The organism is Peteryoungia wuzhouensis (assembly GCF_003205195.1).
GTDB classification, from domain to species: domain Bacteria; phylum Pseudomonadota; class Alphaproteobacteria; order Rhizobiales; family Rhizobiaceae; genus Allorhizobium; species Allorhizobium wuzhouense.
In genome coordinates this window covers 364,345-384,424 of record NZ_QJRY01000002.1, presented here as the reverse complement: position 1 = coordinate 384,424, position 20,080 = coordinate 364,345, and the positions used below count along the sequence as shown (strand labels likewise).

Below are 20,080 nucleotides of genomic sequence, written 5' to 3'. Positions count from 1 at the left end.
TTCTGCTAATATTCATGGGAATTAACGATGCGCAATTGCGTCAAATTTCGGCGGTGGCAGGAGGTCGCATTTCCGTCAAGGGCCGATAGGTCAGCATTGTTGACCTATCGGGGTTTTCGTGATCTTGTATGAGAATAACGACAAGCCTTGAGGAAACCCCGATGCTGAACTGGGACCATGTCTTTGCGACGCGTGCCTCGCGCATGCGCGCCTCTGAAATCCGCGAATTGCTGAAACTGCTCGATCGCCCGGAGATCATATCCTTTGCCGGCGGCATTCCTGATCCGGCCCTGTTTCCGACGCAAGCGTTCGAGGCGGCCTATGCGGAGATCTTCGCGGGTGGTCAGGCGGCGTCGGCACTGCAGTATTCGGTTTCCGAAGGTTATCTGCCGCTGCGCCAATGGCTGCAAAAGGAGATGGCCCGGCTCGGCATCGCATGCGGTGTCGACAATATCTTCATCACCTCGGGTTCGCAGCAGGCGTTGGATTATCTCGGCAAGCTGATGCTCTCGCCGCGGGATACGGCGCTGGTCAACTGGCCGACTTATCTCGGCGCACTGCAGGCCTTCAATGCCTATGAGCCGACCTATGATCAGCTGAGCTTCGGCAATCGCACACCGGACAGCTACCGGGCGGCGGCCGACAATGCCGGGGGGGAGGTCAAGTTTGCCTATCTCTCCTCGGACTTTGCCAATCCAACCGGTCAGACGGTCACGCAGGAAGAACGCCTCGCCTTGCTTTCACTGGCCGACGAACTGGATGTTCCGATCATCGAAGACGCGGCCTATCAGCATCTTCGCTACAACGGAGAGGCGGTGCGACCGATTTTGTCGCTCGACATCGAGCGCAGCGGGTCGATCGAAGACACGAGAACCATCTATTGCGGCAGCTTCTCCAAGACCCTCGCACCGGGGCTGCGCGTCGGCTACGTCGTTGCTGCGACCCCGGTCATTCGCAAACTGGTGTTGATGAAGCAGGCGGCGGATCTGCATTCCTCGTCGATCAACCAGATCGCCATCACCCATGTTGCAGAGCGCCATTTCGACGCGCAGGTGGCCAAGATCAGGGGCGCCTATTCAGCACGACGTGACGCCATGCTGAAGGCGCTGGCTGCCCATATGCCGGCGGGGACGAGCTGGACCGAGCCGGAAGGCGGCATGTTCATCTGGGTGACGCTGCCGGAGGGGCTGGATGGAACCGAACTTTTGGCACGATCGGTGGAGACGGAGAAAGTGGCCTTCGTTCCGGGGCAGGCCTTCTTTGCCGACCGCTCGGGGACGAATACGCTGAGATTGTCCTTCTCCTGTGCCAATGAGGCGATGATTGCGGAAGGTATCAAGCGGTTGGGGCGTCTGATTGCCGGGAGCCTGCCGGCTGCCGCCTGAGGCATGGGCTCGCGGATCGTGCGTGGGAGATATCTCGGTCTCTGTGGCACGCTCCGCATTCCGCTCGGCAGACCTCCTTCACGGTTGCCCGTCTTCGGGTGGCGTGATTGATTGGGGCACCTGCCCCTTGGAGGCCGATCCGGAATCACGCCATGACGCTTCGCATAGCCAGCTTCAACATCGAAAACCTCGTCGCGCGCTTCGATTTCACCGGCTTTCGCAACCAGTTGCGCTCGGACCGCGTGCTGAAGCTCTTCGAGATCCGCAGCGAGGTTGACTACCAGCGGCTGGAGGCGGCACGGGTCGTCGCGGCCACCGACGATACCCGGCAATTGTCGGCACTCGCCATCGCCGACACCGATGCCGACATCCTGTGCCTGCAGGAAGTCGACAACATGGAGGCGCTGAAGGCCTTCGAATACGGCTATCTCTTCCGCATGGTCGGCTCCGGCTATCGGCAGAAATATCTGGTGGAAGGCAATGACAGCCGCGGGATCGATGTCGCGGTGCTGATGCGCGAGGAGACGCGGCATGGTGAGCGGATCGAGGTGCAGGACGTCAAGAGCCACGCCGCGCTGACCTACCACGACCTTAATCTCTATACGCCGGCCCTCGGTCCCAATCTCCAGCCGCAGGACCGGATCTTCAAGCGCGACTGCCTCGAACTCGATCTCCTCATCGGCGGGCGTCCTCTGACGGTCTATGTCGTGCATTTCAAGTCGATGACCAACGGGCGCGACGGCGCCGACGGGCGGGCCAGCACGATGCCGGTGCGCGAGGCCGAGGTGCGGGCGGTTCGTCATATCATCGAAAACCGTTTCGGCCGCGACCATGCACGCGAGCGCAATTTCATCATTTGCGGTGACATGAACGACTACCAGGAGAGGATCGACGTCATCGGCGATCGTCGCCACGGATACGAGTTTGCACCGCGCGACGGGCTTGCGAGTGCACTCGACATTTTTTCACAAGATGGATTTGTCGAGAACGTGATGCGACGACGCGATGTCTTCGACCGCTGGACGCTCTACCACGCGCGCGGGCCGGAGGAGCAGCATCTTTGCCAACTCGACTACATCTGGCTGTCGGCGGGCCTCGCCAGGGCCAATCCGAAGGCGGTGCCCGACATCATCCGCAACGGCCAGCCGTTTCGCACGCCGTTCCCGCCAGGACAGGCGGTCGAGCGCTATCCGCGAATCGGCTGGGACCGGCCCAAGGCGTCGGATCACTGCCCGGTGGCCATTTCCCTCCATCTGCCCTAGGAGCCGTCATGATCGATGTGGATATCGGTCTGCCGATGGACGGACGCGTCGTGCCCGTGCGAGGGCTCGACCTCCGCGTGGATGACGCCCCGCATCCGCTGCAACTGGCGCATGCTGATGCCATCGCCGCCCATTGGCGCGACGAACAGGCCGCCAACCCTGCGCTCTACAATGGACGGCTGATCCTGCAGCGGGAGATGCAAGTCGACAATGGTTTCGTCCGAGCGGTCGGGCACGAGGCCTCCTTTGCCTGTTTCCTCTGGTGGCGAAAACAAACGGAACAGTTGGGCGCCTGTCACCTTTTTGGCTATCCTGTGCTCGTCGCAGGTGACGGGGCGCTGGTCGCGATCGAAATGGCGCCGCATACCGCCAATGCCGGGCAGGTCTATTTCGCGGCGGGCTCTCTCGATCCGTCCGATGTCATTGACGGCCGTTGCGATCTGGCCGGCAATATGCGCCGTGAAGTGCTGGAGGAAACCGGGCTCGACCTCGCCGATGCCGCTGCAGATCCGGTGCTCTATGCGAGTTATCGGCCGCACAAGCTGACACTTCTGCGGGTCCACCGTTTTGCGGAGCCGGCAGAAAGCCTGGTTGCGCGCATCGAACACTTCGCGAAGACGGCGGCAGAGCAGGAGATCGCAAGAGCTGTTGCCATCCGCAGTGCGGATCGCAGTGCAAATCGATATAGCCCCGCCATGTTGCCAATCCTCGATTGGTACTTCGCGGCCATGCCGTGAAGCTGCTTTCTTGCCTTGGGGGAGTTGCTCGGGCAGTGTGGCGGCGAGCGTGACCTTCAGAGCGGAGACGGCCCGTGGCGAGACAGTATGCCATTTATGACGTATTCACCGATCGCAAACTTGCGGGCAATCCGCTTGCCGTGATCTTTGATGGAGAGGGGTTGTCGGATGAGGCGATGCAATCCGTTGCGGCCGAACTGAACCTCTCGGAAACCGTCTTCGTGCAGCCCGCCGATCATGCGGCCCACACAGCCCGGCTGCGAATCTTCACGCCCGGCCGAGAACTGCCCTTTGCCGGACATCCGACCGTGGGCGCGGCCATTGCCCTTGCCGAGCGCAGCTATGCCGGTAGCCAGGACAGCCTCGACCTTGTCTCCATGCTTGAGGAGAACATCGGGCCCGTGCGTTGTGCGGTGCGGCTGCGCGAGGGCGAGGCGAGCTTTTGTGAATTCGATTTGCCCCGACTTTCGACCCGTCATCAGTTGTCGCTGGACCCTCAGGGCCTCGCTGACGCCTTGTCCCTGCAGGCGAGCGCCATCGGCTTCGAAAATCACATTCCGACCGTCTGGAGTGCCGGTGTGCCCTTTCTGCTGGTGCCAGTCCACGATCTCTCCGCCGTGGAAAGGCTCGAATTCGATCCGCATCTCTGGGAGCGGGTGGCGCCGATGAGCGAAGGGCGCCTGACATCGGCTTATGTCTATTGTCGAGGTGGGGTGCATCATGCCGCAAAGTTTCATGCGCGCATGTTTTCTCCCGATATGGGGATTGCCGAGGACCCCGCGACGGGATCTGCCGTCGCCGCGCTCTCTGGCGCGATCCACCATTTCGACGCGCTTCCCGACGGCCATCATCCGCTGATGATCGAGCAGGGTGTGGAGATGGGACGGCCTTCTCATATTCATCTGCATGTGGATGTGAAGGATGGCGCCGTGTCACGCGCCCGGATCGGCGGACAGGCCGTGCAGATTGCGTCCGGCGAACTGTTTCTTTGAAAAACAAAGATAATTTCGCTTCTGCGAAATTTTTTTGACCAGAAGGCCAAGATTTTTTGCAGACGCGCTGGACAAGGTCTCGGATCATGTTTATACGCCCGGTCACGCCACCGGAAACGGAGCGGACGCCACCAAAAACGGCGCGGTCGGGTGATTAGCTCAGTTGGTAGAGCAGCTGACTCTTAATCAGCGGGTCGTAGGTTCGAGCCCTACATCACCCACCAAATTCTCTTTCCATGTTAATGGTTTTCGTCGATTGCCTCAGGTTATGCCTGAAGTGCTGCGACGCAGAACTATTTTCACAATTGAAGATTTCCTGAGCCGTTGCGGTGAAGATCGGCGCTTTCTTGCGGGCCGGGCTTTAACGCCTGTATGCGTGCGTCTGTCCGCCCTTTGCCGATTCGGCGCGGTCGTTGGAATGGTCATTCGCTTTGAAGGATGTGCCTCGGCGACACCAGCGCAACCTCGGACTCGCACTGTAACGTGGCGCGGCGTTTGACCGGCGTATCAGTCTGTCGTCGTTATTCGCCGGCGATCAGTTCTGCAGCGCGATTTTCCTTCGCCACGAATTCATCCAGGGACATGTTGTCGAGGATCGTCGCGATCGCGTCGCGGACTTCGGTCATGGAAAGCCGGACCTGACAGGTTTCCGGATCTGCGCAGTCATCGCAGGTCTCAAAGGCTGTGCGGCTCGCGCAACGGATCGGCGCGAGCGGACCATCAAGCGCGCGTATCACTTGGCCAATGCGGATTTCGGCGGCTGGCTTCGACAGGGAATAACCGCCATTGGGGCCCTTTTTGGACCGCAAAATTCCAGTGTTCCGCAGTTCCAGCAGGATGGTGTCCAGGAACTTCTTGGGAATATTGTTGCGGACAGCGATTTCCGTGACGAAAGCGGTCTCGCCTGGCGCCAGTCGTGCAAGATCGACCAGAGCCTTCAGTCCGTACTTGCCTTTTTTCGTGAGCATTTTGATGCCTGGAGGTTCGCGTGCGGTGGGAGGAAACTACCATTTCCTAGTTAGTAAATAGTTTTTACCGGAATGCTTCTCAAGGCTCGTGTCGGGATTTGCCGCTTGTGCTGCTCATTTTCACTGGCAACGTTGCAAAATCGCCCATGGTGTCCGATGCCTGCAGGATCATCTATTTCTATTGAGTCCATCAGGAATGGAAGAATTTTCCTTTCATTGGCTTTTGCCGACGCTATGAATGGCGACGTGGTGCTGCGACGGTTGCTCCGGGGAGATGTGTATGAAAAGCGTGAGCAGAAGCAGTTGGCGGCAGCCGAGCATCTTGCCTGGATTTGGTCTGACGCTGGGCTATACCCTCGTCTATCTCACGCTGATCATTCTCATTCCGCTCGCCGCACTCGTCATTCGGGCAAGCTCCCTGGGGTTTCAGGATTTCTTCGCAGTCCTTATGGATGAGCGAACCTTGCTGGCGCTCCGGATCTCCTTCGGAGCTGCACTGATCGCTGCTCTGGTGAATGTGGTATTCGGCGTCTTGGTCGCCTGGGTCCTCGTTCGCTACGATTTTCCAGGGCGCCGGTTGCTGGACGCAATCGTTGATCTGCCCTTCGCGCTGCCGACGGCCGTTGCCGGCATCGCGCTTGCCGCACTCTATGCGAACAATGGCTGGATCGGCGCCTTGTTTGCGCCGCTCGGGATCAAGATCGCCTTCACACCGGCCGGCATCGTCGTGGCCTTGATCTTCATCGGACTGCCGTTTGTGGTGCGAACCGTGCAGCCCGTGATGGAAGAGGTCGACCGCGAGGTGGAAGAGGCCGCAGCGACGCTCGGCGCCAACCGTTTCCAGACCGTGCGGCTCGTGGTGCTGCCATCCCTGCTGCCGGCTATCCTCACCGGCTTTGCGCTCGCCTTTGCGCGTGCCGTCGGCGAATACGGCTCGGTTATCTTCATCGCCGGCAACATTCCCTATGTTTCGGAGATCGCGCCGCTTCTGATCGTGATCCGGCTGGAAGAATTCAACTATGCCGGCGCGACTGCCATTGCCGCGATCATGCTGATCATTTCGTTTGCCATGCTCTTCCTGATCAATCTGCTGCAGGCCTGGAGCCGTCGGAGGTACTCCAATGTCCGCTGATCTGCGTCCACGATTTCGCGATCCGGCCACCGAGACGCCGTTTGCACGCGTCGTGCTGATTGCCATCGCTGTCTTCTTCATGGCGGTGATTTTGTTGCTGCCACTGGTTCTGGTCTTCATCGAAGCCTTTCGCCGCGGTGCGCTGGCGTTCTTCGAGGCGCTGGCCGAGCCAGACACGCTGTCTGCCATCCGGTTGACGCTGACGGTTGCCGCCATCGCCGTGCCTCTCAACCTCGTCTTCGGGGTTTGTGCGGCCTGGGCCATCGCCAAGTTCGAATTTCGCGGCAAGTCGTTTCTGACGACGCTGATCGATCTGCCGTTCTCGATCTCGCCGGTCATCTCGGGTCTGGTCTACGTGCTGCTCTTTGGCGCAAACAGCTTTCTGGGTCCGATCCTGAAATCCTGGGGTATCGAGATCCTCTTCGCCATTCCGGGGATCGTGCTTGCCACTGTCTTCGTGACCTTCCCGTTCGTGGCGCGCGAACTCATTCCGTTGATGCAGGAGCAGGGGACGGGGGACGAGGAAGCGGCGCTGTCGCTCGGGGCTTCCGGCTGGCAGACCTTCTGGTATGTGACGCTGCCGAACATCAAATGGGGTCTGCTTTACGGCGTGCTGCTCTGCAACGCCCGTGCCATGGGCGAATTCGGTGCCGTCTCCGTCGTCTCCGGCCATATTCGCGGACTGACCGAGACCATGCCGCTGCATGTCGAGGTTCTCTACAACGAATACAATTTTGTCGCGGCGTTCGCCGTATCGACCCTCCTGGCTCTCCTCGCGCTCGTGACGCTGGCGCTGAAGACGATCCTCGAGATCCGGTACAGTGCCGAACTTTCCGGCACTCGCAAGCACTGAAAGGTTCCCCTCCATGGAAGTCGCGATCAAGAACATCAGGAAAGAGTTCGGACAGTTTCCGGCGCTTCATGATGTCTCTCTTTCCGTCAAGACGGGCGAGCTCATTGCCCTTCTCGGCCCGTCGGGCTCGGGCAAGACGACGCTGCTGCGCCTGATCGCAGGGCTTGAGCAGCCGACCGAGGGGCGGATCTTCTTCGGTGACGAGGATGCCTCCTTCAAGACCGTGCAGGAACGACATGTCGGGTTCGTCTTCCAGCACTATGCGCTCTTCAAGCATATGACGGTTGCCGAAAACATCGGGTTTGGTCTACGCGTGCGGCCCAAGGCCACCCGGCCATCGAATGCCGAAATCAAGGCGCGTGTGGCCGATCTCCTCGCCATGGTTCAGCTCGAAGGTCTCGACAAGCGCTACCCGGCGCAGCTTTCCGGCGGCCAGCGCCAGCGCGTGGCGCTGGCTCGTGCCATGGCGATCGAGCCGTCGGTGCTTCTGCTCGACGAACCCTTCGGCGCGCTTGACGCCAAGGTGCGCAAGGATCTGCGCCGCTGGCTGCGCGAATTCCACGACCGCACCGGCCATACGACCTTCTTCGTCACCCATGACCAGGAAGAGGCACTGGAGCTTGCGGACCGCGTCGTTGTGATGAGCCAGGGCAAGGTCGAGCAGGTCGGGACGGCCGATGATGTTTACGATCGGCCCAATTCTGCTTTCGTTTTCTCGTTCATCGGCGAATCCTCGCATCTTCCGGTTCAGGTGAAGAACGGGAGTGTCGTGTTCGAGGGTGTGACGATTGCAGCCGCAGGCGGGGAAGCCGACGGCGAGGGGCAGCTCTATTTCCGTCCGCAGGATGTTGTGCTGGCCGATGGCTCCGACAGTATCGTCGGGACGGTAACGGCGCAGCGGCGCCTTGCGGGAACGCGGATTGCTGAACTCGATGTCTCCGGGGGTGGCCCAGCCCATCACATCGAGATCGAGATCCCGCTCAGTGCGGAAGTCGCGATCGGTGCCCAACTGCGCTTCAAGCCGACGACGTGGAAGATCTTCCGCTAAGGCCGCCGCAGCCCTTTCGCGTCATCCAGAGATGGCAATCGTGCGGGTGGATACGCTCGCCTGACGGATCACCATGTCGGCAATCGCCGCCGCCTGGGCAGCGATCTCGGGAACGCCGGTGATCTCGCCGAAGGTGCCGCGGGTGAGGGGCCCCGCAATCAGCAGCGAGGCCTGTGGAACACCGGCTGACGAGACGGCGCGGCAGTGCGCGTCGCAGGCAATGCCAAGGCCGAGCGCATTGGGCACCAGATGGCCACTGTCGCGCATTGATCGCAACAGCGTCTGATAGTCAAGCATGTTGGCGGCATCGGGACCCGTTGCGATCACCAGACGATCAACTTCCAAGGGCGTATTGCCCTGTCCCATAGGTCGGCCAACCTGGACTTCGAGCTTCCCGTTCACGTCGCGAACCCTCTCGAGGCGACCCCGCGAGACATCGATCGGGCTTGAACCCTGCTTGTCCAGCAATGCCTCGACCTGGGGTGGCATCCGGAAGCGGTGCACCTCATAGATCCTCCGGAGATGGCGCAGCACGCGTTTCTTTTCCGGTTCGGGCAACTGGGTCCAGATCGCCTGACCCTGGTGGCGTAGGGCATCCATGACGCTTTGCCAGGGAAGACCGTTCCTTTCCGTCTCGGCCACCAGCGAGCGGACCTGGCGCAGCAAGCCACGGGCTGTCGCGTCGGTGGTCTCGAACACACCGTGTGGTGCGAAGTCGCCGGAAGCATGGGGACGCGGCAGCAAGCCACTTCGCGACATCAGGTGGATTGGCCCCGTATGTCCATGGGTTTTGAGGCTGGCCACCACGTCGAGCGCTGTGAGACCGGTTCCAAGAACCAGCACGCTTTCTGCCGGTGCAATTTCTGATATGGCCGCGTCCAGTCGGTCCGCCGGGATGCAGCGGCGCGAGCGCACCAGCGATGCCGGTATCTGGTCCGGGATTTTTGGGGAAGCGTGCCCTGTGGCGATGATCAGCGTGTCGGCCTCGTCGACCCGTCCATCGCTGCGCGTGATCGACCAGGACGATCGGTTTCGCTGGACCTCAGTCACGTACTGGCGGACATGGGCGATCTGTCCGGCTTCGATGAGCGGTTTCAGCAGGTCGTTCATGAAGAGGCCAAAGTCGCGCCGCCTCGAGAAGGTGCCACCTCGGGTGATCGAGGCCGGATCGGTCGAGAGGCGACTGTTGTCTTCCAGCCATTTGAAGAAGGCGGTCGGAACGCCGGGAACGGCCCGCATCCGGTGGGCGGCCACATTGAGGCGAAGATCGAGGTCGCCACTGCCATAGGCAAGGCCGGCACCAAGGGTTTCTCGCGGTTCAAAGACGGTGATGGATGCCAGGTTCTCGTGGCTTCGTTGGGCCAGGAGATAGGCCGTGATGGCGCCGGTGTAGCCGCCACCGATGATGGCGATCCGTCCCTTTCGGGCTGGACATGACCGGGACGCCTGCGGGATGGATATTGTGATGCGCAACATCGACAGCCTCCTCCATAGATTGTCTATAATAGTTATAGAAATACAGAAGTCCAGTCGAAGTTCCTCGGCCCAGGGGCTGTGAAGTCGAGAATTGGCGATCCGGTGATGCAGACGTGCCGGAACCTAAGCTCTGCCTGCCACGCCATCGCGGTGAATTCGAGGGGCGGCGAACAAGGCTGGAGGCGAGCCGATCATCGCTTGCCCGGCTAACATCTGCCGCCAAGCCAAAAGCATGACCTGACCCAGCCTCCCATCCCGGATATTCTCTTTCTGTTCCGTGGTCTGGTCGGGTGCGTTCTTTTAATGTTCCGAAATTCGGCTGATTTTGATGTGTTGCACCCTGTGGATAACTGTGGACAACTCGCGTAGCCGGCTAAGGTTTACACGCCTAGTCGCGCCTGGGGGAGAACGAAAGGCACGCCGTGTCCCGGAACGCGGCCGACCGCGCCGCTGATGCCATAGACGCTGCTGACGACATCGTCGGTCAAGGTGTCGCGGACCGGACCTTCCGCCACCAGTCTTCCCTGGTGCAGAACGGCCAGATGATCGGCGAATTCCGCAGCCAAGTTGAGGTCGTGGAGGATGGCGAGCACCGCACCGCCCTGTCGTGCGAAGTCGCGGGCAAGTTCCAGCACCGAGATCTGGTGGCCGATGTCGAGACTTGCCGTCGGCTCGTCGAGAAAGATCGCACGCGGCCGCCCGCCGGCGAGCGGATCCGGCATCTGCGCGAGGACACGCGCCAATTGAACGCGCTGCTGCTCGCCGCCCGAGAGGGCATTGTAGCTCCGCGCTTCGAAACCGCCGAGGCCAACGCGGGCGAGTGCCTGTCGGGAAGCCTGTCCCGGTTCCAGACTGCCGCTGGCAATCGCGCCCATGCGCACCACCTCAAGCGCGGTGAAGGGGAAGGAGAGGGCGGTGGACTGGGGTAGCACTGCGCGCTCGGCGGCGAGTGCAAGGGCAGTCAGGCTGCTGATGGGGCGATCCTGGTAGGTGACCTTGCCGTCTTCGGGCACGAGTTCGCCCGACAGAACTTTCAGAAGAGTCGACTTGCCCGCGCCATTGGGGCCAATCACGACGGTGAAGCGGCCCGGCTGCAGCGCGAGGTTGACGCGATCGAGAAGACGGCGACGGCCGCGGACCACCGTGATGTCATGCGCCTTGATCATCAGAGACCTTCCATGGCCTGGCGGCCGTTGCGGCCGAGCAGCAACATCAGAAACACCGGTGCGCCCAGCAAGGCCGTGATGATGCCGATCGGGAGTTCCGCAGGAGCGGCGATGGTGCGCGCGGCGGTATCTGCCAGCAGCAGCAGGGCGGCGCCACCCAGTGCAGATGCCGGCAACAGGAACCGGTGTGAGGGGCCGATGGCAAGTCGCAGGAGATGGGGAACAACGATGCCAATGAAGCCGATCGATCCGGCAACCGCGACGGTCGCGCCACAGGCGGCGGCGACTGCGAGGATCGTCAGACGTTTGAGTCGCTGCACGGGTATGCCCATGTGAAAGGCTGCGGCATCACCGAGGATCAATGCATCAAGACCACGCGCGACAAAGGGAATGATGCCGAGGACGAAACCGACAAAGGGCAGGATGGAGAGGATCTTTGTCGTGTTGGCCCCGCTGAGCGATCCCAGCGACCAGAAGGTGATGTCGCGCAATGCGCGGTCGTCCGCCATGAAGATCAGCATTCCGGTCGCAGCACCGGTAAGGGCGGCAATGGCAATTCCGGACAGGACGAGTGCGGTGGTCGAGGTGCGGCCGTCACGGGTGGCGATGACATAGAGGAGGAAGGTGTTGCCGAGGCCGCCCAGGAAGGCCATCAGCGGCAGGAAGAGATTGCCGAAAAGAGCAGCCAGCGGCAACAACACCGTCGGGCCAAGGACGATGGCAATGACTGCAGCGAGCGCGGCGCCGGAACTGACGCCGACGATTCCCGGATCTGCGAGCGGGTTGCGAAACAGTCCCTGCATCATGGCGCCCGAGACGCCGAGTGCCGCCCCAATCAAAAGGCCCATGCCCGTGCGCGGCAGGCGCACCGCTTCGAGGATGATCAGGTTTTGGCGGTCAAGCGTCTGCGCGTCGCCGCCGAGATAGGCGATGAGATCCGGCAGACCGACACCGGTTGGTCCGATCACGATCGAGACGAGCACGGAGACCGCAAGCAGCAGGATGAGCGCTGCTATGACGAGATGACCGATGCCGGACCGGTCGCCCGACATCCGATCGCGCATGCCAAGGAGGGGGATCGCGCTCACGGCTTGGTGCTTTCAGGATAGAGCTTTGCATGCAGCTCTGCGGCGGCTTCGGTGGCGCGCGGCCCAAGGCCGAGCAGGAAGAGGCCGTCCATGGTGAGGAAGGCGCCAGTCTGGCCTGCCGGGCTCGCTGCGAGTGCCGGGAGGGCGAATGCCTGTTCGGCGGTCAAGTGCATGGCCCCGCCGCTCATGACCAGCACCACGTCGGGCGCTGCGGCAATCACGGCTTCATCGGTGAGCGGCTTATAGCCGGAGATGGAGGATACGGCATTCTCGCCGCCGGCAAGCCGGATCATCGCGTCTGCCGAGCTGTTGGCGCCTGCCGCCATGATGCGGCCATTGGCGAGCGACAGGGCAAAAAGCACCTTCTTCTTTGGACCCGTCTGGGCGGCAACCTTCTCTTCCAGAGCCTTGAGCTTGCCTGCGACGTCGGTCGCCAGCGCCTCTGCCTTGTCGCTTTCGCCGATCGCCGCCCCCACGGCCCGGATCTTGTCCGGGATGGACGCGGTTTCGGGTGGCGAAGGAATCGAGATGAAATTGACGCCGCTCGTCTTGAGAATTTCGATCGCATCTGCCGGGCCTGCGCCGGATTCAGCGACAATCAGATCGGGTTTCTGCGACAGCACGCCCTCCGGCGAGATCTGCCGGACATAGCCGACATCCGGCTTGTCTGCGGCTTCCTTCGGATAGGTGCTGGTGCTGTCGACAGCGGCAATCCGGTCGCCTGCGCCGATTGCATAGAGGATCTCCGTTACGGTGCCGCCCAGGGCAACGATGTGGCTCGATTCGGCGGCCTCAGCCGGTTGAAAGAACGCAGGTTGCGTGACGAGCATAATGGCAGCGGCAGCCAGAACGGAGCGGCGGGAGGCGGCGGAAAAGGACATTGGCTGGATCGTACCTATGCTTGCGAAGGCGATGCCGGGGAGGCAGTTCCTGCCTTCGGCACCCACGAAATTGAAAAAATCCTGCCGCGAGCGCGTCGCGACAAATAACTTGACTATTATGCACAAGTTTATCTACCAAGGCAAGATATCGCGGTTGTTCCCTTTGTCCGACGATGCCGTCATACTCGGCATTCCGGCGAGTATCCGGCCGTGTCCGCCATCGTGTTTTTTGAAGAGAGGTAGCCACTCCATGTACATTGCCATGAACCGTTTCCGCGTCGTCCCGGGCTTTGAAGAAGCCTTTGAAAACCAGTGGCGTGCGCGCCAGGGCCGGCTCGCCGAAATGCCCGGTTACGTCGAGTTTCACATGCTGAAGGGTCCGAAGGCCGAGGACCATACGCTCTACGCATCCCACACCGTTTGGGAGACACAGGCTGACTTTACCGCCTGGACGAAGTCGGAACAGTTCCGTTCTGCCCATGCTCGCGCTGGGGAAAGCAAGGTGCAGTACCTGTCGGGCCCGCATTTCGAGGGTTTCGAAGTGATCATCCACGAAGACCGCTCCGGCAACCGTGCCGAAGTTGCAGCGGCCTGAGCGTCCGATGGCTGTTATTTCCCCCTCGACGCCCGCGCGCAGCGAACGGGCACTTGCGGCTCTTGCCGAAAAGCCGGATGGCGTGATCGAGCAGATTGCCGCCAAGGCGGATGTCACGCCGGCGGAAATTCTTGCCGTGCTTCCGGAAGGGGCGGCAGTTGTCGTTCCGGCCGAACGTTGGGAACCGATCTGGAAAGACCTGTCGTCCTGGGGCGATATCCTGATGATCGTGCATACCGAGGATATCGTGCTGGAAGTCGAAGGCAGCCTCCCAGCGGGCAGCGAAGGTCACGGCTGGTTCAACATCCATGGCGACAGTCCCATCGGCGGACATATCCGCAAGGAGCGTTGCGTCTCGATCGCCTTCGTCGATCGGGGCTTCCACGGTCGCCGTTCCTGTTCCGTCTGGTTCATGAATGCCGAGGGCAAGGCGATGTTCAAGGTCTTCGTTCGCCGCGACAAGGAACGGGCACTGATTGCCGAGCAGGTGACCCGTTTCGAGGCCTTGCGCGAAGCGAGCCTCTGAATCCGTCCTGATCACGGGCGTCGGCAGGAAATGCCGGCGCCTGTTCTGGCGATTGGTAAGTCGTTCTTTCTTTTGCCTATAACTGGTCCTATTGTCGCGCCATCGTCATCCATGACTGGACCTCCCCCTTGATCCGACTGCGCCCGCCTCGTCTCCTCCTCGCCCTGTCGCTTGCCACGATCCTGCTGTCCCCGCTTGTTTCGCCAACCGGCGTCAATGCACAACAGGATGCTGTCACGCCATCGGCCGCGAGTGAAACGCAGGCGCCTGCGGCCGCAGGAGATGCTGCGCCGGCCGCTGAAACACAACCTGCGCCGGCGGCTCCGGCGACGGCGGTGGTCGAGCCGACCCGTGACGAGCAGCTGGTCGCCGCCGGTGAACGCCTGGCCGCTGCCAAGAAGCAACTCGCAGCGCTGCGTGATCAGGTCGAAAAAAACAAGCAGGACGATTCCCTCCTCGCCGAACTGAAGGTGAAGGTCGATGCTTTGGTCCGCGACGTGCTGCAGATCTCGGTTGATCTGCGACCCCGGCTGAACGACGTCCAGACCCGGCTCACCGAACTCGGTTCTGCACCAGCGGACGGACAGCCGCCTGAGCCTGCCAGTGTCACAGACGAGCGCGGCCGTCTGAATGCGGCTCGCGCGGAGATCAATGCCATTACCGGTCAGGCGGAAGACCTGTCGATCGATGCCAAGTCGTTGTCCGACGAGATCTCCGACATTCGCCGCGCACTTTTCACCAATGCGCTGTTTGCCCATACCGATATCGACGGGCAGATGTTCGAGGAGGCAACGCAATCCTTCTGGAGCGATGCCGAACGGGTTCGACGCAGCATCAGCAGCTGGATCGTCTTCGTCATCAAGTTCAAGGCGCTGCCGCTGACGCTTGCGATCATCCTGTCGCTGGCGCTGGCCTCCGTGATCATGTTCGTTGAGAAGCGGGTGTTCAGCGATATCAACCGGCGCGATCTGACCATCGAAGATCCGTCCTATATGAGCCGGTTCTCGGTCGCCTTCTGGTCGACGATCCTCCCGTCGATGGCGCTGAGCTTCTTCCTCACGTCGGCCTATTTCCTGCTTGACACGTTCAATGTGCTTCGACCGGACATAGCGCCGATCGCCGCCTCTTTCTTTGCCCTGATTGGCCTGGTTTTCTTCGTTACGGCCGTTTCACGGGCCGTGCTTGCCCCCTCGGCTCCGCACTGGCGTCTGGTGAAACTGTCGAACAAGGGCGCGCGCGACGTCAGCATCGCCATCTTCCTGATGGCTGTCGTCAACGGTCTCGACTATTTGCTGGCGGTGATCAGCGAGACCTTCAGCTCGCCCGTGGTTCTCACCGTGATGAAGAGCCTCGCCTCGTCGGTCATCGTGGGCTTCCTTTTGTTCTTCGTCTCCTTCCTGCGGCCTGTCCTGTCGGAGAAGGGGGATCCCTATGCGCCTGGGCGACCATGGCCGCGCGCCGTCTCGGTGACGCTGCGGGTGATCGGCGTGATTCTGATCCTGTCGGCCGGCATAGGCTATATCGGGCTGTCGCGGTTCCTCGCGACCCAGATCATCGTGGCCGGCGCGGTCGTCGCGACCATGTATATCGGCATTCTCTCCGGCAAGGCGATCTCTGCCCCCAACCAGTTTGGCGAGACCCGGGTCGGCCGCTATCTCGCGGGCCGCTTCAAGCTGGGCCCGGTCGGGCTCGACCAAAGCGGCATTGCGGCTGGCCTTCTGATCTATGCCTTCGCCCTGGCGACCGGCGTGCCGCTGATCCTGATGTCCTGGGGCTTCCAGCCGCGTGACATGCAGCTCTGGCTGTTCAATCTGTTCACCGAGATCAATATCGGCACGATCCGCATCTCGATCTTCGGGATCCTCGGCGGACTGCTGCTGTTCGCCGCCGGGCTGACGTTGACGCGCTGGTTCCAGAAATGGCTTGATGGCAATGTCATGGCCCGGTCTCAGGTCGATGGCGGCGTGCGAAATTCGGTGAAGATGGGGGTCGGCTATCTCGGGGCGGGCCTGGCTGCAATCATCGGCATCTCCGCTGCCGGGATCGATCTTTCCAGCCTGGCGCTCGTTGCCGGTGCTCTCTCGCTCGGTATCGGTTTTGGCCTGCAGAACATCGTTTCGAACTTTGTGTCTGGCCTCATCCTGCTCGTTGAGCGGCCGTTCAAGGTCGGCGATCACGTGATTACCGGCGTCAACGAGGGCATCGTCAAACGAATCTCAGTGCGTGCCACGGAGATCGAGACGTTCCGGCGCCAGTCGATCATCGTGCCGAACTCGGAACTGATCAACGCGCCGCTCGGAAACTGGACCCATCGCAACAAGGTGCAGCGTTCGGAGGTGCCGGTCAGTGTCGCGTTCGATGCCGATCCGCAGGAGGTGATCGACCTGTTGCTTGCGGTGGTCAACGGGATGCCGGAAATCCTGCGCAATCCCGAGCCGCATGTCGAATTCCTCCGCTTCGGTGCGTCCTCGCTTGATTTCGAGTTGCGCTTCCATCTGGCCGACATGGGGGAGGGGTTGAATGTTCGCAATCGGGTGCGAATGGAAATTCTGCGCTCCTTCCGTGCGCGTGGGATCGTCATGCCTTACCCACACCAGGACGTGATGCTGCATGTGCGCGAGCAGGATCGAAACGCCCTGCTGCGGCGAAAGTCGAAATCGGAGGCCGAACGGAAGCCCCTGGCCGTCGAATTGCCAGCAGAGCCGGATGATGACAAACTCTTGCCATGAACGCCGCATTCAGCCGCCATTCAGGCGGAATGCGGCATAAGAGGGGCGTGGCTGATCGGAATTGCTCCGATCGCATTTGGCAAGGGACAGGGCTGATCAGGCCCTGCTGCAGGCATGACAATGCGAGTGGTGACGGGTGCGTTTTCAGTGATTGTTTCTGTGCTCGCTGCCGGGTTCGCATCCGCGGCATCGGTGCACAATGCCGGCCCCTCTTCCGTCGTGCTCGTCGTTGTCGAAGACGGCAACAAGATGGAGGTGCCGATCGACGCTGGCGGATCGGAAACGATCTGCCCGGCGGGCTGCTTCCTCACGCTGCCGAACGGCGACCGGATCGGTCTGGCCGGCGGCGAGACGGTCGAGATCGTCGATGGTGTCGCAACGGTCAAGTGAGCTGGGTCTTGCCGGTCGTAAATTGCGATACCGAAGCAACCCGTTTTCGTTATATTTGCACGCGCTTAACTATTTTTGCGGATGCAAGCCACTGACAAGCCTCAGTTAACGCTTCTGCAAACGAGCTTTGTTAGATGTCTCTGTGTTGAACACTTCACAGAAGGCACCCTCGATGGCTATCCTTGGTATATCCGGAATGCAGTATTCCGGGGAGACATTTCCCGACGTCCGGATCATCCTCGGGGAGGACTCGAATGTCTTCACGCAGATGATCAGCCAGCGCCTTCGAGAATTGATGGGTGTCGATGTCGAGATCTGCAGAACCTTCGAGGATCTGCAGATGGCCAATGAACTGTCCGACGAGCCGGTAACTCTTGCGATCTCCAACATCAACCTGCCGGGTGCCGAGAATGGCGAGGCCTTGGAATATCTGATCGACTGCAACATCCCGACCATCGTCTTTACCGGGACGTTCCACGATGAGATCCGTGAGAAGCTGCTGGCCAAGGACATCGTCGACTATATCCTCAAGGACAACATCTTCGCCGTGGAGATGCTGGCTGAATCAGTCTACCGCTTCCTGACCAATCACCGCCATCACGTCCTGATCGTCGACGACAGCGCAACGGCGCGCGTTCTGCTTTCCAGCCGCCTGAAGCGTTACAATTTCCGTGTCAGCCTGGCTGAAAGCGGGGCCAAGGCTATCGAGATCCTGAAGGCCAATTCCGACATCGGGCTCGTCGTCACCGACTACAACATGCCCGACATCGATGGTTTCGAACTCACACGACGCATCCGCGCTGTTCGCGGCTCGCACGAGTTGCGGATCATCGGCGTTTCCTCTTCGACCAACCGTCTCTTGTCGGCGCGCTTCCTGAAGGTCGGCGGCAACGACTTCATGCTGCGCCCCTTCATCGACGAGGAATTCTACTGCCGAGTCAACCAGAACCTGGATACGCTGGTCCAGATCAAGGCTGCACAGGCACGCTCGAAGTAATACGGGGCGCGTTGAACGTCCTTCTCTGTTGCGCTTGAGGCATCACGGTATGGCGTCGGAGTTTCCGGCGCCATTGTCTTTGACGGTGGACAGTGCGTCTCCGGCCGGGCTCTGGCGAAACTGGGCGAGGCGCCTATATAGGTCACACCTTTTCAGTGACCGAGCGCCCCATGCCCCCCATCATCTCCATTCGCTCCCTTTCCAAGACTTACGCCAATGGTTTCAAAGCCCTCGATGACGTCAGCTTCGATATCGAGGAGGGCGAGATCCTGGCACTGCTCGGTCCGAATGGCGCCGGCAAGACGACGCTGATCTCGATTATCTGCGGTATGACCAATCCAACGGCCGGCAGTGTCATGGTCGCCGGTCATGACGTGGTGACGGAGTTCCGCAAGACCCGCGGCGAAATCGGCCTCGTACCGCAAGAGCTGACCACGGACATGTTCGAGACGGTGTTCAATACCGTCAGCTTTTCACGCGGCCTCAACGGCAAGAAGGCCGACCCAGCCCTGATCGAGCAGATCCTGCGGGACCTGTCGTTGTTCGATAAACGGAACAATGCCTTGCGCGAATTGTCCGGTGGCATGAAGCGCCGTGTGCTGATTGCCAAGGCGCTGTCGCACGAGCCGCGCATCCTGTTTCTCGATGAGCCGACAGCGGGTGTGGATGTCGCCTTGCGCAAGGACATGTGGCAGTTGGTGGAGCGTTTGCGCAAGACGGGCGTCACCATCATCCTCACCACCCACTATATCGAGGAGGCGCAGGAGATTGCCGACAGGATCGGGGTGATCGACAAGGGGCGTCTGCTGCTGGTCGAGAACAAGGATGCGCTGATGCGCAAGCTCGGCAAGAAGCAGCTGGCGATCAATCTCCAGGCGCCGATTGCAGAGATCCCGGACAGCCTGGCGGACTGGGACCTGACATTGAACGATGCGGGTGATCAGTTGCTGCACAATTACGAGCTTGGCAGCAATGATGCGCATATCGGGCGGCTGTTGCAGGCGCTCGAAGCGGCGGGCGTTCGCTTCGACGATCTCTCGACGCGCCAGACCTCGCTGGAAGATATCTTCGTCTCGCTGATCGGAGCCAAGGCATGAACATTGAAGCGATCAAGTCGATCTATTTCTACGAGATGGCAAGGACCCGCCGCACCCTGCTGCAGAGCGTGATCTCGCCGGTTTTGTCGACCGCGCTCTATTTTATCGTGTTCGGCGCTGCGGTCGGATCGCGCATGCAGGAAGTGGGCGGGGTCTCCTATGGGGGCTTCATCACGCCGGGGCTGATCATGCTTGCGCTGATCACCCAATGCATCTCCAATGGCTCGGTCGGCATCTATTTCCCGAAGTTTACCGGGACCATCTACGAGATCCTATCGGCCCCCATCGCCATGGGCGAGATCCTTCTGGGTTACGTCGGTGCGGCGGCCACCAAGGGCATGATGATCGGCCTGATCATCCTGTTCACGGCCATGTTCTTCGTCGACCTTCATATCGCGCATCCGGTGTTGATGCTGCTGTTCATGGTGCTGACGGCGGTTACCTTCAGCCTGGCGGGTTTCATCATCGGCGTGCTCGCGAAGAATTTCGAGCAGCTGAATCTCGTGCCTTCGCTCGTCGTTCCGCCGCTGACCTTCCTCGGTGGCACCTTCTACTCGATCGACATGCTGCCGCCGTTCTGGCGGGCGGTCAGTCACCTCAATCCCGTGCTCTATCTCGTCAGCGGTTTCCGTTGGAGCTTCTTCGAGGTGTCGGATGTGCATCCGATGATCAGCGTGGCGATGATCGGCGTCTTCCTCGCCGTGTGCATGGCGGTTCTCACCTTCATCTTCCGCACGGGGTACAAGCTCAGGACCTGA

The 20,080-nt window shown here is 60.9% G+C and carries 19 protein-coding genes and 1 tRNA gene; 15 read left to right on the top strand and 5 right to left on the bottom strand.

Annotated elements, in window-relative coordinates; genetic code table 11:
* Window positions 1-161: 161 nt before the first annotated feature.
* The 5 genes from DMY87_RS07715 (at window position 162) to DMY87_RS07695 (ending at window position 4,600) form a co-directional block, all read left to right on the top strand.
* Window positions 162-1,385, top strand: a complete 1,224-nt coding sequence (locus DMY87_RS07715; protein WP_110790708.1) for an aminotransferase-like domain-containing protein — start codon at window positions 162-164, stop codon at window positions 1,383-1,385.
* Window positions 1,386-1,537: 152 nt separating this feature from the next.
* Window positions 1,538-2,647, top strand: coding sequence for an endonuclease/exonuclease/phosphatase family protein (locus DMY87_RS07710; protein ID WP_110790707.1), 1,110 nt, complete (start codon window positions 1,538-1,540; stop codon window positions 2,645-2,647).
* An 8-nt stretch (window positions 2,648-2,655) separates the two neighbouring features.
* Window positions 2,656-3,384 (top strand): NUDIX hydrolase, encoded by a 729-nt coding sequence (locus tag DMY87_RS07705; protein WP_110790706.1) that lies wholly within the window; start codon window positions 2,656-2,658, stop codon window positions 3,382-3,384.
* Window positions 3,385-3,458: 74 nt separating this feature from the next.
* A complete protein-coding gene (locus DMY87_RS07700; RefSeq protein ID WP_110790705.1) occupies window positions 3,459-4,376 on the top strand; it encodes a PhzF family phenazine biosynthesis protein in 918 nt (305 codons plus the stop codon).
* Between the two features lie 148 nt (window positions 4,377-4,524).
* A tRNA-Lys gene (locus tag DMY87_RS07695) sits at window positions 4,525-4,600 on the top strand.
* A 297-nt stretch (window positions 4,601-4,897) separates the two neighbouring features.
* Here DMY87_RS07695 and DMY87_RS07690 read toward each other — a convergent pair.
* Complete coding sequence (locus DMY87_RS07690) at window positions 4,898-5,344, bottom strand: RrF2 family transcriptional regulator (protein WP_110790704.1); 447 nt, start codon at window positions 5,342-5,344, stop codon at window positions 4,898-4,900.
* A gap of 274 nt (window positions 5,345-5,618) precedes the next feature.
* On the opposite strand from DMY87_RS07690, the gene cysT reads away from it, so the two are divergent.
* From cysT to DMY87_RS07675, 3 genes are read left to right on the top strand one after another with little or no spacing between them, the layout of a single operon-like run.
* On the top strand, window positions 5,619-6,476 hold the full coding sequence (gene cysT / locus DMY87_RS07685) for a sulfate ABC transporter permease subunit CysT (protein ID WP_110790703.1): 858 nt from the start codon (window positions 5,619-5,621) through the stop codon (window positions 6,474-6,476).
* A complete protein-coding gene (gene cysW / locus DMY87_RS07680) occupies window positions 6,466-7,329 on the top strand; it encodes a sulfate ABC transporter permease subunit CysW (RefSeq protein ID WP_110790702.1) in 864 nt (287 codons plus the stop codon). Before cysT ends, cysW begins: the two co-directional genes overlap by 11 nt.
* A gap of 13 nt (window positions 7,330-7,342) precedes the next feature.
* Window positions 7,343-8,377 (top strand): sulfate/molybdate ABC transporter ATP-binding protein, encoded by a 1,035-nt coding sequence (locus tag DMY87_RS07675; protein WP_110790701.1) that lies wholly within the window; start codon window positions 7,343-7,345, stop codon window positions 8,375-8,377.
* 21 nt (window positions 8,378-8,398) lie between these two features.
* On the opposite strand, the gene DMY87_RS07670 is transcribed toward DMY87_RS07675, so the two are convergent.
* The 4 genes from DMY87_RS07670 to DMY87_RS07655 all read right to left on the bottom strand — a co-directional run bounded on the left by DMY87_RS07670 (window position 8,399) and on the right by DMY87_RS07655 (window position 12,988).
* Entirely contained in the window at window positions 8,399-9,853 is a 1,455-nt protein-coding gene (locus tag DMY87_RS07670; protein ID WP_110790700.1) for an FAD/NAD(P)-binding protein, read from the bottom strand.
* Window positions 9,854-10,233: 380 nt separating this feature from the next.
* Entirely contained in the window at window positions 10,234-10,995 is a 762-nt protein-coding gene (locus DMY87_RS07665; RefSeq protein ID WP_425353487.1) for a heme ABC transporter ATP-binding protein, read from the bottom strand.
* 23 nt (window positions 10,996-11,018) lie between these two features.
* Window positions 11,019-12,083 (bottom strand): FecCD family ABC transporter permease, encoded by a 1,065-nt coding sequence (locus DMY87_RS07660; RefSeq protein ID WP_110790698.1) that lies wholly within the window; start codon window positions 12,081-12,083, stop codon window positions 11,019-11,021.
* A 20-nt stretch (window positions 12,084-12,103) separates the two neighbouring features.
* A complete protein-coding gene (locus tag DMY87_RS07655; RefSeq protein ID WP_110790697.1) occupies window positions 12,104-12,988 on the bottom strand; it encodes a heme/hemin ABC transporter substrate-binding protein in 885 nt (294 codons plus the stop codon).
* 250 nt (window positions 12,989-13,238) lie between these two features.
* On the opposite strand from DMY87_RS07655, the gene hmuQ reads away from it, so the two are divergent.
* The 7 genes from hmuQ (at window position 13,239) to DMY87_RS07620 (ending at window position 20,080) form a co-directional block, all read left to right on the top strand.
* Entirely contained in the window at window positions 13,239-13,583 is a 345-nt protein-coding gene (gene hmuQ / locus DMY87_RS07650; RefSeq protein ID WP_110790696.1) for a heme-degrading protein HmuQ, read from the top strand.
* Between the two features lie 7 nt (window positions 13,584-13,590).
* A complete protein-coding gene (hutX, locus tag DMY87_RS07645; protein ID WP_110790695.1) occupies window positions 13,591-14,109 on the top strand; it encodes a heme utilization cystosolic carrier protein HutX in 519 nt (172 codons plus the stop codon).
* A 128-nt stretch (window positions 14,110-14,237) separates the two neighbouring features.
* Complete coding sequence (locus DMY87_RS07640; RefSeq protein WP_110790694.1) at window positions 14,238-16,838, top strand: mechanosensitive ion channel domain-containing protein; 2,601 nt, start codon at window positions 14,238-14,240, stop codon at window positions 16,836-16,838.
* Window positions 16,839-16,958: 120 nt separating this feature from the next.
* Window positions 16,959-17,228, top strand: a complete 270-nt coding sequence (locus tag DMY87_RS07635) for a hypothetical protein (RefSeq protein WP_110790693.1) — start codon at window positions 16,959-16,961, stop codon at window positions 17,226-17,228.
* A 172-nt stretch (window positions 17,229-17,400) separates the two neighbouring features.
* Window positions 17,401-18,225: a response regulator gene (locus DMY87_RS07630; RefSeq protein ID WP_110790692.1), complete on the top strand. Its 825-nt coding sequence runs from the start codon at window positions 17,401-17,403 to the stop codon at window positions 18,223-18,225.
* Window positions 18,226-18,395: 170 nt separating this feature from the next.
* Window positions 18,396-19,322, top strand: a complete 927-nt coding sequence (locus DMY87_RS07625; protein WP_110790691.1) for an ABC transporter ATP-binding protein — start codon at window positions 18,396-18,398, stop codon at window positions 19,320-19,322.
* Window positions 19,319-20,080, top strand: coding sequence for an ABC transporter permease (locus DMY87_RS07620; RefSeq protein ID WP_110790690.1), 762 nt, complete (start codon window positions 19,319-19,321; stop codon window positions 20,078-20,080). The genes DMY87_RS07625 and DMY87_RS07620 overlap by 4 nt, the downstream gene beginning before the upstream one ends.